The organism is Marinomonas vaga (assembly GCF_055388305.1).
Genome location: NZ_AP043903.1, coordinates 2,645,423 through 2,660,692 on the forward strand (window position 1 = coordinate 2,645,423; position 15,270 = coordinate 2,660,692).

Below are 15,270 nucleotides of genomic sequence, written 5' to 3' on the forward strand. Positions count from 1 at the left end.
TTCTCATGTTAAACAAAGACATCTACCAAAACGATCCGACCACTCACCTGTTGAAAAACCAGGGGGTCGCTAAAGTTGGTGATAGCCGTGATGCAGAATCCCTGGCAACACTGGAATACGAGCTAAAAACCTTCGTTTGTGATGGCCGTTACCAGGAAGGCGTTGAAGATATACTGTCGCAGTTCATTAGCTGCTTTAAAGGCCGAGAAGAACAGCAAGGGGTATGGATCTCGGGCTTCTTCGGTTCGGGTAAATCACATCTGGCGAAAATGCTTGCGGCCCTTTGGTCCAATGAGAATATTGCTGACCAAAGCGCACGATCACTGGCAGATCTACCCTACAGTACTATCGAGCTTTTTAACGAGCTGGATAGCATCGCAGTACAAACGCCAGGCAAACATCATGCATCTGGTACCATCGGTAGCGCAGGAACCAAAAACGTTCGTTTGGCTGTACTCGCTATTTTGTTTCGCTCATTGGGGATGCCTGAGCAATACCACCTTGCACGTTTTTGCATCTGGCTGAAACAGCAAGGTCTGTTAAACACCATTAAACAAGAGCTGGGTGAGCAGCAATGGACCAAAGCTCTACGTAATTTATATGTGGCCCCAGACCTCCATAAAATACTGCTTAAACACATCCCGGACTTGGCAGAATCTCCGGTTGCTGTTGGTAAGCTCCTCGCAAGTCAGTTCCAAAAAACGGAAGAAATCAGCGACGCTGAGCTGCAGCAAACCTTCTTTGATGTGTTGGAAGAAAACGGTGAAATACCACTGACTCTTATTGTGCTGGATGAAGTTCAGCAGTTTATTGGTAACGAAGTAGACCGCGCTCACGATGTACAGCACGTGGTTGAGAAGCTTTGTTCCTCCTCTTTGCTAAAGTCACGAGTAATTTTTGTCGCAACCGGTCAGAGCGCGTTGAGCAGTAACGAAAACCTGCAGCGCCTGATGGGGCGTTTCCAGCTGAAAGTACAGTTGGAAGATACCGACGTGGATTCGGTAATCCGTAAAGTGATCCTGCAGAAGAAAGAATCTGCCCGCGCAGAGATTCAGGCTGAGTTGAACAGCCATCTGGGCGAAATATCCCGCCACTTACATGGCTCTGTCATTGAACACAGTGCGGTTGATGAAAAGAACATGGTGGCCGATTATCCACTGCTGCCAGTTCGCCGTCGCTTCTGGGACCGTGTTCTACACGCCCTGGATGCCACCGGTACCGTTTCCCAGCTGCGCACCCAACTAAGAATTGTGCACGATGCCTGTAAAAGCACCGCAGACAAGGCGCTCGGTAACATACTGCCTGCAGACTTCATCTATGACCAGTTGAAAACCCAGCTGGTTCAAGCACAGGTCATCTCGAAAGACATTCACGAGACTATCAGCCGCAAAGCAGACGGTGATTCAACTGAGCAACAGCAGGCCCGTGTGCTGGCACTGGTGTTGTTGATTGGTAAGCTTCCAACCGACGTTGACCACGGCATTGTTGCGACAGCTGACTACCTTGCCGATTTGATGATCGAAGATCTGGCGGGCGAGAAAAACAGCATGCGTCAACAGGTGCCAGCTTTGCTGGATGAGCTGGTGAAAGAAGGTCTGTTGATGACCTTCCAGAACAAGCACGGTCACAACGAATATCGCCTGCAAACGCCTGAAAGTGCCCAGTGGTACGACCACTTTAAATCAGAACAAAACCAGCTGAATGGCAACCTGAATCGCATTGAAAACATGCGTTTGGAGATGGTGCAAACTCACATTCGCCGAATGGTCGGTCAAACTCGCCTGACTCAAGGCCAGTGTGCCGAACCGCGCCCACTGAGTACCTGCTTCGAATCGACTTTGCCAGCCGATGCGAAAGACAAGCTCTATGTTTGGGTTCACAACGATTCAGAGAAAAATTTCCTTCACACCGCTCGAGGAGCCACTTCTGATCAGGCGACTATTCTGCTGTATGTGCCGAATCTGCATAAGAGCGATCTGGTTGACGCCATGATCGAGCTGAAAGCTGCAGAGCAGACCCTAAGCAATAAAGGTACACCTAAAACCGAAGCGGGACGTGATGCCAAAGCTGCCATGGAGCACCGTATGGCGGTCGCCCAAGGCCGAATCGATGTCATCAACAAAGAAATCTTTGCTGGCATTCAAATCAAGATGGCCGGTGGCAGCGATGTTGATGGCGATACCACCGCCGAACAACTGACAAGTGCTGGTCGTAAAGCGATTGAGCGTTTGTACACGGACTTTGATAAAGCGGACGATCCAAAGTGGGCTCAGGTCTACAACGCTGCCCGTAAAACCGGAGGCGAAACTGCTCTCGATTTATTAAGCGGCAGTAAGGGTAATAGTCACCCGGTAACAGAAGCGATCAGCCGTTATCTGGGGGTTGGCAAAACCGGCAAGGAAATTCAACAGAACTTCTTGGGTGAACCTTACGGCTGGCCATCTGATGCCATTGACGGTGCCCTGGTCGCGATGCTGGCCAGCAGCCAGTTGAACGCCAATATCAATGGTCAGGCAGTAGATGCCAAAAACCTGGAACGCCGTGATATTGCCAAAGCCAACTTTAAGCCAGAAAAGGTACAGCTGACCAATATGCAGCTGATCAAGGTGAAGGGCGTATTGCAGGTGCTAGGGCAGCAAGTGCAGCCTGGCGAAGAAGCCAGTGCCGCAATGCCTGCTTTGCAGGCAGCCAAGGCCATTGCCCGACAGGCGGGGGGGGATGCACCACTGCCAGCGAGTCCGGTGCCGAGTTACCTGGATGACATCATGCAGTACTCAGGTAACGAGTTGCTGCTAGAAATCTGCATTAATCAGGAAAAGATCAAAGCGGATGTGGAAGAGTGGCAAGGCAAAATTGAGCTGATTAAAGAACGCCAAAAGGATTGGAGTGAATTCCTTAGCCTGATGCCACTGTGCCGGGATATGGCCTTTTATGTCGATCTGCAAAAAGAACAACAGGCCATTATCAGTAACCGCAGCCTATTGGCTGATCCTAACCCGGTTAAGCCGCTGATTCGCGATGCCATTTCGAAACTGCGTGATGCCATTGTTCATCACCAGAGCGAGTATCAGAAAGAATATGACCGCTGCTTACTGCAGCTGGAATCGGATGAACAGTGGCAAAAATTACAGGCCAACGAGCAGCAAGAGGTGCTGCAGCAGTTCAGTGTTTCTACCATGCCACCATTGGATCTGAGCAGTAACGACAAGGTGCTGACCAGTCTGGAGCGTTGCTCCCTGGGGCAATGGCAAGACCGCACCGCCTCGCTGATTTCCAAATTTGATCGCGCACGGGCCGAGGCCGTCCGTCGTCTGCAGCCACGTGTACAGTCCCTGCATGCGCCACGCAAAGTGATCAGTAACGAAGATGAGCTGAAACAATGGTTGGCAGAGTCTGAAGCCAGCATTCGCGCCAAGCTCTCCAATGGCCCAGTCTCCGTTATTTAACGGCAGTGAGTAGGAATCAACAGGTAATCACATGACAACAACTCATATGCGCCAACCACTGAACAAAACCCTGCGTGGCCAGCTGGAAAAAACCGTTGGTCAGGCCCGTGCGCTGGTCGAAAAAGCGGCACGCGAAGAAATCGAACGCCTGGGTGTTGGCGAAGGCAGTGCGCCCAGTTATTTGCAGCCCAAAGATGCCAAACTGCGTGTCCAGCTGCGTGCCCATGGCCGCACTTTGGGTGATATTAAAAACAGTGACGACAGCCAGCAAATTGAGCATCTGGTGGGCGAAGTCGCTTACGAACACTGGCACCGCATGTTGTTCGCCTATTTTTTGGCACAAAACAACCTGCTGATATGTGAAGGGTATGCCGTCACAATGGAAGAATGTGACGAGCTGGCTTCTGAACTGGACGCTCGTAATGGCTGGGAAGCGGCTGGTGTACTGGCGGCTCAAATGCTGCCGCAGGTATTCCGTGCTAGCTCACCTGCGCTCAAAATCGTGCTGCCCATCGATGCGGTACGTCAGTTGGAACAGCTGATTGTTAATCTGCACCCGGACACCTTTCAGGCCCAGGATGCTCTGGGCTGGCTGTATCAGTTTTGGCAGAGCGAACGCAAAAACGCCGTGAACGCCTCGGGCGTCAAAATCGGAGCTGAAGAACTGAGCCCGGTGACTCAGCTGTTTACCGAGCCCTATATGGTGAGCTTTCTGCTCGACAACGCTTTGGGTGCCTGGTGGGCTAATCGCAAGCTCACGCAAAACGATATCACCACCACCACCACCGAAGCCGAACTGCGCCAAGCCGCCAGTTTACCGGGTGTACCGCTGCAGTATCTGCGCTTTGTAAAACCCAACGCCGACCAGCCACCGAGCGAAAACAACGCCTGGGCACCCGCCGCAGGCACGTTTGAACAGTGGCCAGAGCAGCTGCCAGACCTCACGGTGATCGACCCTTGTTGTGGTTCGGGGCACTTCTTGGTGGCCGCCTTCTTGATGTTGGTACCTCTGCGTATGGCCGACGAAGGCCTGAGTGCCAAAGAGGCAGTAAACAAGGTACTGAGCCAGAACCTGCACGGTTTGGAGCTGGATCAGCGTTGTGTGGAACTGGCCGCCTTCGCCATCGCCCTGGAAGCCTGGCGCTACCCGGATGAAACCGGTAAGCCACTGGGCTATCGCAAACTGCCCGAGCTACAACTGGCCTGCAGTGGCACCGCTATTGGTTCAGCTAAAGGTGAATGGAAGCAACTGGCAAAAGAAATTGCCGCTCAAAGTACAGCCATCGCAGACAGCGCCGAGCAGAAAAAGAACAATCTCAGTATTGCCCTCGACTGGTTACAAATAACCTTCGAGCACGCGCCGGTGTTGGGTAGCCTGATTAACCCACGCCGCAGCGACGCCGCGAAAATTGTCGACTGGCCAACCCTGCAGCAAGCGTTAACCCAGGCGCTGGATAGCAGCAGCGATGCAACTACCTTTGAAGCCCAGGTCGCCGCTCAGGGCCTGACCAAGGCCGCGCAATTACTTAGCCAGCAATACAGCTGGGTAATTACCAATGTGCCGTATTTAAAGAGTGGTAAGCAGAACGAGATACTTAAAAACTTCTCGGAAACATTTCATTCAGGTGCCAAGGCAGATTTAGCTACGGTGTTCCTTGATCGTTGTCTTCAAATGAATACCCAGGGAGGCCATACCAGTGTGGTGCTGCCACAAAACTGGCTATTTTTAACTAGCTATAAAAAATTCCGCGAACAGCTACTGACCCAGGATACCTGGAATATGGTGGCGCGTATGGGGAGTGGTGCGTTTGAAACTATTTCTGGCGAAGTAGTGAAGGCCATCTTGTTGGGAATTACCCGTGGCCAAAAAGAGCCAGCGCTGTCGCTCGGCAATACTGACGAGAAAAACACCCATAAACTGCGTGGCTTAGATGTTGCTGATTACAAAACAGCTTCGGATAAAGCCGAGGCCTTGCTGGTAGAGGAAGTGAAGTCGGTTAGTCAGGCTGTACAGCTGGAAAACCCAGATTTCAGAGTGAGTTTTGATTTATCTAGAGGGGAAGCGTTGCTTTCAGAATGTGTAATTGATAGATCAGGCTGTTTAACAAGTGATAGTGAGCGTTTTTATAGGTTTTTTTGGGAGCAAATTCTTACTCAAGAGAACTGGGAGTTTCTACAATCGACAGTATCCCAAACTCAGCACTTTGCAGGATTGCAACAAGTCATATTTTGGCAAAAGGGCAAGGGAGCTCTTTACTCTCTTGCTGAAGAAATGAAGGGTACGAATCACGCCGTCCAAAACTGGAAACGCGGTCAGGATGTTTGGGGGCACCCTGGATTGGCTGTCAGCAGTATGGGAGATCTCCCTGTAGCTATTTACTCTGGATGTCGTTTTGATAACAACACCGCAGTATTAATTCCTGATGACTCTCTAAGCATGGAAGCTATATGGTGTTTTTGTGCTTCAGAGCTTTTCAACGACTCGGTTCGTGAAATTGATCAATCTTTAAAAGTGACAAATTCAACATTAGTAAAAATTGTTTATGACAAACAGCGATGGGAAAAAGTAGCCGAAGAAGAATACCCCAACGGTCTCCCGCAACCCTACACCAACGATCCCACTCAATGGATTTTTCATGGCCACCCTTGTGGCTCAGTAATCTGGAGCGACGAATCCAAATGGATTGAGGAAGGTGAACTGCGTATCGACGATTCGGTGTTGCAAATCGCTACCGCACGCTTATTAGGTTACCGCTGGCCTGCGGAGCTGGACCCAGAGATGGAGCTGGTAGAAGAACAACGCGCCTGGGTAAATCGCTGCGATGAATTATTGGGTGATTTGGTTGATGACGATGGCATCGTCTGTTTGCCTGCGCTGCGTGGTGAAGCAACCGCAGCCCATCGTCTGGAGCTGATGTTGGAAGCCGCTTATGGCGATGCCTGGTCAAACACTGTGCGTGAGCAGTTATTGGCCAGCGTCGGGGCCAAGTCTCTGGAAGTATGGTTGCGCGATAAGTTCTTTGAGCAGCACTGCAAACTATTCCAACATCGCCCATTTATCTGGCAGGTTTGGGATGGCTTAAAAGACGGTTTCAGTGCGTTGGTAAACTACCATCAGCTTGATGCCAATAACCTCGACCGCTTGATTTATACCTACCTGAACGACTGGATTGGCCAGCAAGCCGAAGGGGTTAAACAGGGTGTGGATGGGGCGGACATTCGGTTAAGCGCCGCCCAGGCCCTGAAAACCGAGTTGGAAGCCATCAAACAGGGTGAGGCCACCAATGATGGTGCTGGCGGTTACGATATTTTCGTTCGCTGGAAGCCATTACACGAACAACCGATCGGTTGGCAGCCAGACCTGAATGACGGTGTACGCCTGAATATTCGCCCCTTTATGACCGCCAAAGACGTGGCTAAAAAAGGCGCGGGTATTCTGCGTGCCAAACCCAATATCCACTGGAAAAAAGACCGGGGCTCGGATGTGCCAAGTGCCCCCTGGTATTACCTTGGCCTCGAATACGGTGGTAAAGAGGGTGACCGCATTAATGACCACCACCTGACCCGAGCCGAAAAGCAGGCAGCGCGTGAAGCCTATGCCAAAGCCCAGGCTGAAAAGGCCAAAGCCGCTGGTGTTGATGCAGGTGCTGACACACTTGAGCTGGAAGGCGGCAACAACGCATGAAGATTATTGACGCCTTGATCAAACATATTCGCAGGCTCGGGGATAAGGCCGATTTACTGGCCTTGCCTCCGGCGGCGATTTTATGGACGGATAAAGACGCGGCCTGGCAACCCGCCATGCCGCTGCTAAAAAGCGCCATGCCCGAGCTGCTGGAACTGGGCGACTACAACCCGGAGCAGCGTACCGGCCCGGCAGTGTGGCTTAAGTGCGTGATTGCAGGTCTTGCTAGCCCGCTTGAAACAGACAAAGTGCCTGTGATTTATCTGCCTGGTATTTCTCGCAGTGAGCTTCGCGCCATTGAATCCTGCCCTGGCCATTTAGCCATGCTGGCCGAGCTGCAATATCGCTCCCGCTGGTGGTCCACCCCCAACAATAATCGTGACTGGACGGTCTCCGGCTTTTTGGCCAATAACACCATTGGCCTGGAACTGGATATCGCCAAAGACAAAGTGACCCAGGAGACACTGTCACAGGTATTGGAGCCCTTGCTGGAAGCCGAGGTGAATACGCTGCAAGGCAAGCGCATTACCTCTGCCGAATTGGGTGCGCTGGTGGTAGAAGACCCGCTTCGTGATCTGTTGCATTGGTTGGATAACCCAGCCAATGCAGATAGCTGGTCGCCCATGCGCCAAACCATGCTGCAGCAATACTGCCAGCGTGAATATGGCCTGAATGCCGATACCAACAATCGCAGCACGTTTTTAGCCAACCTGTGTGAACAGCCTCAGCCAGTTTGGTCGGCACTGTGGGCGCGCTTCGAGGATATGGCTGAACGACTGCCAGGGTTGCTCAAACAGCTGGAAACAGTTGAGCCGCTGGCGTTGGCACTCAATTCCGAATGCTATTTGTCGCTCGCTTTGAAAGAGGAGCAGGTGCTGGCCAAAACTTTTGCAGATATGGCCAACAAGAGTGATCTGGAAATTGAGCCTGAGATTACTCGATTGCAGTCAGAACACGCAGGTAGAAACGAAAGCCTGTGGTCTCGTTTGGGTTACACCCCTTATGCCTGCGCGTTGCCGCATTTTGACAAACTGGTTGAACTGAAAAACAAACCTTTTGGCGGGCCCGATATTGATATTATGGCCAGTGCCTATGAACGTGAGTTTTGGCAACTGGACTACGCGGCTTTGCAAGCCATGGCCTGCGCTCAACACGACAGCCATCGTCAGGCGATCGAAGGTGTACTGAAGGTGATTTACACGCCTTGGTTGGAAAGCCGCGCCGAATATTTCCAGAAACTAATCAAAGAGAATGGATACAACAGCAGCGACTATCAAATCAGGGAATGCGCTACAGCTTCTTACCAGACCGCCAGTCAGGTGGTGTTTTTCGTCGACGGGCTGCGTTTTGATGTGGCGCGGGAATTTGCCAAAAGCCTGGAAGTGGATTATTCCGTAGCGGTGTCAACGCAGTGGTCAGCCTTGCCTTCGCTGACTGCCACTGCCAAAGCAGCGGTGATGCCGATCAAGGCCTTGCTTGATGGCGATGTCGATAGCAGCAACTTTATCCCTCGGGTCAAAAGCAGTGGTAGTGATCTGTCGCCCACCAGCTTTAAAAAGTTGCTGGAGCAGGAAGGCTGGCAATATCTGGATGGAGTTGAAACCGGTGATCCTAGTGGCCTTGCCTGGGTGCAAACCGGTGATCTGGATAAGGCGGGGCATAAAGAGCAGCTGCGCTTACCAAGCCGCATCGCAGATATCCTCGATGAAGTCATCGCCCGCGTTCACGGTTTGAAGCAGGCAGGCTGGCAACATATTCGTATTGTCACCGACCATGGCTGGTTATGGGTTCCCGGTGGCATGCCAAAAGCCACGTTAAACAAAAACGCCACCATCGATAAAACGTTGCGTTGCGCTATGATGAAAAGTGCCGCGAGCAGTGAACATATTACGGCGCCCTGGTACTGGAACAACCATGTTAATATTGCCTTTGCTCCAGGCATCAAAGCCTTCCGAGCAGGTTCCCATTACGACCACGGTGGCCTGAGTTTGCAGGAGTGTCTAACGCCTGTGATTGATATTCGCTGAGAGCGCTTTGAATTTCGGTAGTGGCTTGTCAGTTGTAAAATAGCCACTACCGACGTTTTCAATCAGTCGAAGACGGAGCTGCCCGATTGGCGTGACTGAGCTGTTGTAGTTGGTTTTGTATCCTGGGAGCTGGTGGCTGATTTACCGCGTTCAAACAAAATCACCACACTGTCATCGCTTGATAAATCAAGCTCACGGCACAGGTCGTCCATCTCGTATTGGTCAATTGCTCGCTTGAATTTGTCGACCTGAGCCGACAGGTTATAAACGCTGAAAATCACCGCATACACGCTTTTTTCTTCAACACTCTCACCACCGCCTAGATTCACCAGGGTTTCGTAGTCGACGCTGGCACCGTCTTTCAGTTCTCTCAGATAGTGCAAGGCTCGAAAGCGAGCAGAGCTCATGCTGTTACTGTAGTCATCAAAAGTGACACCATTCACCCACTGTGCTTTGATCCAGTTCTTGTCACTACCACGTAAAGCACGATTAGGTTTAATCACAGGCCCTTCATCATCTAGCAAAGTATCTCGAATCAGCTCCGCTGCTCGTTGCAGCTGGGCGTTGGGTGTGAACAGATTCGGGCAGAATGAGTCTGCGTGAAGCTGCAGGGGCACCACCGCAAAGTCACCGGCTTCGTAGCTCTGCTGTATAACGGGTTTATCGTTTTTCTGCGGGCTGATCGGATCAGGAATATCCGTTAAACCGCGATCAAAGCCCTGGATGTCGTAACGCTCGCAAATGCTTTCGAATGTGCTGCGAATTGCCAGCAGGTCGGGTTCGGTATTCGCCATTTCCAGGTGAGCCAGGATCTCACTGTAGGCGCTGATGGCATCAAGGTTAGTAAAATGGATGGCTTGGGTGTTGTGGTGGTAACCACAGGCACGACCAATGTTTGCCTGAACAACGGCGGCGATATTGGCAACCGTGCTGTCCCAGGTTGCCAGCAAGTGCGCCTTCAGATCCTGGCCAAAGTTGATACCGGCACGAAAGCTGGCGACCGTGATGGCAATGACTTTATCGTCAAACTCAATGGCCGCTTCACACTCGCGCTTGAATTCCGTCAGCGAGGTTAATTCGTTTTCGTCTACCCCTTTCAGGCTCTGACCAATGATAAAAACCTGATCGGCGGAGTATCCGGCCTTGATGCAGATTTGTTTGGCTTCGTTGGCGTTGTTGGGTGGCACACGAATCAGGGCCCAGCCTGGGCCATCGAAGTCTTCCAGGTGCTGGAAAAGCTGCCGCCGCATCAGGGAGTCATTGCAGAAGTTGCGCTGATCGGCCGCGATTTTGGTGATTTGGCGGTCCCGGTGCATTTGCCTAATACCACGGTACTCGGCACTGGCTTTATGAAACACAATAGAGGTGTTGAAGTTATGCTTCAGAATCGAGTCTTCACCACTGGAAAACAGCGCACTGAACGGTGTTGCCGATACAAACACCACCTTACCTTGCAGGTTTTCTTGTTCCAGGTAGTTGAAGATTTCCCGGTAACGAATCGCCGATTTGGCTGAACCGTAGTGACATTCATCAATGATGATCAGTTTTGGTGGGTGCTTTTTAAAATCCCGTGCGATAGCAGAACGGAAGTGTATGAAGTTACTGACTACGGCATTGCGTGCAGGCAACAGGTCTTCCTGGGCCTGATCGAGCAGGGCAGTATCGGCCATGGTAACCAGGTACAACACGTCTTTCAGCAGTTGCTTGTCGCATATTTGCTCATCGCTTAGGCTGTTGCGTTGTAAGCAGGCCAGCGCCAGTGCAATGCCTGACTTACCGGATTGCATCTCGGCTGCCAGTACCACCGCTCTTGAACCGGTATTGAGTTTTTCAAACGTTCTCTCAGCTGCTTGGCGCTGATGTTCAAAGGTATGCTCCGTCAGCGCTTCGAGAACGCGCTGACGGTGTTTGCTCACTTGCTCGACAATTAGCTCTGCCATTAAAACACTACATCCGGAATGCCACTGAACTGGCTTTCATCATTTACTGTTCCTTCTGACTCAGGAAGCTGGTTGTGATTGATTTTGGCCTGAGTGGTTTTAGCATCGAACTCACCTTGTGCATACAAGACCACGATCGTATTGTCTTGTGGTACATCAAGCAGGTCTGCAATTTCTTGCAAGTCACTGTTACTCATTTGAGTTTTTGTGACATTCCTACGAGATTGGTTGTAGCGACTGAATATGGTTGCGGTAACCGATTTTGCAGCAGAGGATTCACCATTACCTGGAGCAACAATCTGGTTGTACTCAACTCGTTCGTTGTTCTCCAACCTATTGATAAACTTCAAGGTTCGCTCTTTCATTGTACCCAAGCGACCAGCCTTCTCTGGGTTATCATAACTATCGCCGTTAACCCATTGAGCTTTAAGCCAATTCTTCTGTTTCCCACGCATGGCACGATGACCTTTAGGGCGTGGGCCTGAATCCTTAAGATATTCTTCAGTAATCAGTTCCAGTGCTCTAATGAAATCTTGGTTTTTCGTATACAGTGAGTAGTCTGGCTTCTCAGTAAAAAGCTGTAATGGAACGACTGCATATTCTCCCGTATGATAGGTGTCCACGTCGCCAATCGGACGACGTTTTTTTCGTTTGACTGTCAGTCCAACATCCAACCCTTGGACGTTGTATTCATCGCACAACTCATCAAAAAACTCGCGTAAACCCTCGAAATTCGACGCCCCCAACTCGTTAGTATTGTCTTCTAAAAAGTCGAGTGATTCGGCATAGGCTTTAACAGCTGGAAGGTTGGTAAAGTGCAAGGCTTCATGGTTGCTGTGATAACCGCAGCCACGACCAATATTAGCCTGGACGACAGCCGCAACACTGGCAACCGTACTATCCCAAGTAGAGATCAGAGTGTTTTTCATACCACCGAAGTTGATACCGGCACGACAGCCTGCAACAGTGATGGCGATGAATTTTTCATCAAAGCCTTCTGCATTTTCGTACTCACGCTTGAATCGCTCGATTTCGGTTTGATCGTCTTTTGGAATCCCTTGGAGGGACTTACCAATAATAAAAATGTTATCTGGTGAAACACCCTGCTCCAGAAAGAATGATTTAGCGTCATTTACGGTACCAGCAGGAACACGGACCAAAGCCCAACCATCTCCTTCATAGGCGTTAAATTTCTCCATGAAACGATCGCGAGCTGAAGATTGTGTGGAGAAGTTTCGTTCTTCATCAACTAACGGATGAACCAGGTCTGCAGACAGCATCTCGCGAACACCAAAGTACTCATCACTGGTACGATGAAAAACTAGCTTTGTGCCAAAGCTTCTGCGCAGAATCGAGTTCTGTGCCGCTCTTTCGGCCAGTTGTTGCGCCTCCTGGGCTACTTCCACATCGCCATCCAAATCGGCTTCTTCTGCGATTTCTATGGCTTCATCGTAGGCTTGTTCTGCTGCGTAGAGCGCACCAAATGGCGTTGCAGAAATGAAGACTATTTTGCAGTCGGTGTGTTCTTCCAGGTAATCAAATACTCGGTTGTAGCGCACCGCGCTTATGTTGGAACCATAGTGACACTCATCAATAATGATCAACTTGGGCGGACAACCTTTGAAGTTGGATTCAATATCGTTTTCAAATCGGTTGAAGTTGGTGACAACAGCATTTTTAGCGGACTTGAGATCATCCTCAGCTTGCTGTAGAAGTGCTGTATCAACCATAGTCAGCATATACAGAGTATCTTTTAACTGGGATCGATCTGTAATGGCCTCATCTGACAGACTAAGGCGTTGTTGGCAGGCTAAAGCTACTGATATACCCGACTTACCCGCTTGCATCTCAGCAGCGAGGACTACAGCTCGAGTATTGCCATCAAACGCATTGAATGTTTTTTTAGCCGCTTCACGCTGGTGTTCATGCATTCCGCTTGAATTTAGCGTGTCATGCACTTTAGATCGCATCTTCTCAGCACGAGCCTCGATAGAAGACATACTGAACTCCTTTTCCTTTAAAACTAAATGGTTTCTTGATCTTCTCCCACACACCGTGATCAGTCGCCAGGAGAGTGCTCTAATTACTTAACCTTTGATTCTACACTTTTCCTTATGCCTGAAAAGCTACTGAAGCGTACTCGACATCTAACATTCATTTTCTTCGCATTTCATTATCAACCCCTTCCAAGGGGAAGATTCCTCAGTAGCACTCAAGTACGACATTATAAGTGGACAATCTATTTAAATCAGATATAAAAACCATTAAGTGATTTATTGAACTTTAATACTTATTTAATAAATTGATATTCACTCATACATTAAACGCAACCAGCTTTAGAAGTTGCTCCCTGTGACTAATATCTTGCTGGCTACAGCCTCCCACCGCACCCAACACTTCATCATAAATGCGGGTAGCCTCTGTCGCAGATAAACGAAAGTACTCAGCGACTTCAAATGCTAAGGCGTAATCCAACGCGAAAGATCGAAGATATTAAGATTAAGACCATTTTTACCTGTAATGGGGTTTAGGTCATGTCTACTTTTGGTTTTGTAATATTCACCACAAGAAGAGCAACTCCTGCTAGTGGTCAATTTTGACGATCTTCCAGAGCGTCTTACTGCCATGTTTAGTGCGACAGGTCAGCCACTTCCAGCACCTCCAATCATCCATTAGGTCACTCAAGAGAATTGGGAGTGTCTTACCAGTAGGCACTCTCAATGCTTATTCAAAGCCCCTCAATTGGTTACACTCAGGCATCACCTATGGACAACTGTGAGCGCCACTCAATGCAATTCATGAAGACACTGCTAACATCACTCATCCTTTTATGCCTCTTCCAACCTGCTTGGGCAGACCAACCAGTAAAGAAGTCAGTCTTCTATCTGCCACAGGCCTAACACTGAGTATTACTTTCGAACAAAGAATTTCACTGCGTATGAGACGATTGAAGCCTGTCTTGCCAGCGGGGGGAGATTACCTAAAGGCCAGTCTTTAAGCCCTTCTCAGAGCCCTGCAAAAGACACAACATCAAGTTCTTCAAAAGCAACTACGTACAGTCGAGATCAGTTCGGACATGGCTGGGATGATGAGAACAAAGACTGTCAGAACACACGCCAAGAAGTTCTAATCTCTATGTCTACAAACCCTGTGCCATTCGCAGATGACAGACAATGCCGTGTTACTTTTGGTCGTTGGATCTCGATGATAGAACCATGATGCCGTATGGTGATACCCAGCACACAGAGGCCGAGCTGTTTTATATCATTGAAACCTTATTGTCCAAGATCGTGAATCATCCGGTCGGTAAAATCAGTGTACAGTCACTTAAGTTCCAGTTGCATCAAACGGAAGAGGAAAAAACTCAGCCGTTACAAGCGATACCGACTACTTCAGACGAATGGGTGCATAAACAACGGATTAACCGTAGCGTTTCCCGTAAGCCCAAGAAATAAGACGGTGGAATATGGCGATCTTACGTGAACACATCACATAGCACCCTGTGACAAGCGATTAGCAGAGCTTGTCGCAAAGCAAGCTCATGTTTACTCAAACTTGATTTTTTGGTGGTTGCTCTGTTGGTACTGAGTCAATCTAGAACACTTGGTAATGAGGGTCTCGACACCACTTTATTCTGTTGCCTTGTAGCTCGAAGAAGTCACGAATAGCTGATTTACTGCCATCGTTGAAGAGCGTTCTATCCTTATACACCATGGCTGTTTTGCTATGCTGGTTGTAAAGGACTCTCCCTTTCGGTATGGACTGATATTCCAAATGCCTAAGTTCATTTGGCAGTTGGATGATATCGGGGGCGTGTTCCCATAGGTTGACATGATTATCCGGTGTGTCCCACAGGCCTGGTAGGCTGCATTCTCCTTCCTGAAAAGGTCGGCTACGACCAATGATCTTTCCATTGAAATACCAAAATATTCCGATATTGGGCATATAGATTCTCTTTGCTTGCAGCTGTGTTGCCGCTAAGTCCCTTTAGCGCATTTTATAACCCTGCCACTGTCCGAATTTCATGCGCTAAACCTTTATTTTGAGGGGAGGATTGTAGGTATTTATAGTCTCGTCTGGCTAAGTTCTAGCGTCAAAAATGGTGCCGTTTTTAGTTGACGTTTATTGAGTTAGGCGGTGTGTTATGGTTACGGTTTTAGTTAAACTTTTCC

At 49.6% G+C, this 15,270-nt stretch carries 7 protein-coding genes; 4 read left to right on the forward strand and 3 right to left on the reverse strand.

Going from position 1 to position 15,270, the window contains the following annotated elements:
* The first annotated feature begins 5 nt into the window (after positions 1-5).
* From brxC to pglZ, 3 genes are read left to right on the forward strand one after another with little or no spacing between them, the layout of a single operon-like run.
* A complete protein-coding gene (gene brxC / locus ACZ5DR_RS12460; protein ID WP_377369796.1) occupies positions 6-3,446 on the forward strand; it encodes a BREX system P-loop protein BrxC in 3,441 nt (1,146 codons plus the stop codon).
* Between the two features lie 31 nt (positions 3,447-3,477).
* Positions 3,478-7,131: an Eco57I restriction-modification methylase domain-containing protein gene (locus ACZ5DR_RS12465; protein WP_377369798.1), complete on the forward strand. Its 3,654-nt coding sequence runs from the start codon at positions 3,478-3,480 to the stop codon at positions 7,129-7,131.
* Positions 7,128-9,158 carry a BREX-1 system phosphatase PglZ type B gene (gene pglZ, locus ACZ5DR_RS12470; protein ID WP_377369800.1) on the forward strand — a complete coding sequence of 677 codons (2,031 nt, stop codon included), beginning with the start codon at positions 7,128-7,130 and terminating at the stop codon, positions 9,156-9,158. Before ACZ5DR_RS12465 ends, pglZ begins: the two co-directional genes overlap by 4 nt.
* A 62-nt stretch (positions 9,159-9,220) precedes the next feature.
* Here the strand turns inward: pglZ and ACZ5DR_RS12475 are convergent, their stop codons facing one another.
* From ACZ5DR_RS12475 to ACZ5DR_RS12485, 3 genes are all read right to left on the reverse strand, one after another.
* Positions 9,221-11,098: a DEAD/DEAH box helicase family protein gene (locus ACZ5DR_RS12475; RefSeq protein ID WP_377369802.1), complete on the reverse strand. Its 1,878-nt coding sequence runs from the start codon at positions 11,096-11,098 to the stop codon at positions 9,221-9,223.
* Positions 11,098-13,098, reverse strand: a complete 2,001-nt coding sequence (locus ACZ5DR_RS12480) for a DEAD/DEAH box helicase family protein (RefSeq protein ID WP_377369804.1) — start codon at positions 13,096-13,098, stop codon at positions 11,098-11,100. Before ACZ5DR_RS12480 ends, ACZ5DR_RS12475 begins: the two co-directional genes overlap by 1 nt.
* A gap of 313 nt (positions 13,099-13,411) precedes the next feature.
* On the reverse strand, positions 13,412-13,573 hold the full coding sequence (locus ACZ5DR_RS12485) for a hypothetical protein (RefSeq protein WP_377369806.1): 162 nt from the start codon (positions 13,571-13,573) through the stop codon (positions 13,412-13,414).
* Between the two features lie 740 nt (positions 13,574-14,313).
* On the opposite strand from ACZ5DR_RS12485, the gene ACZ5DR_RS12490 reads away from it, so the two are divergent.
* Positions 14,314-14,553 carry a hypothetical protein gene (locus ACZ5DR_RS12490; RefSeq protein WP_377369808.1) on the forward strand — a complete coding sequence of 80 codons (240 nt, stop codon included), beginning with the start codon at positions 14,314-14,316 and terminating at the stop codon, positions 14,551-14,553.
* Positions 14,554-15,270: the final 717 nt, after the last annotated feature.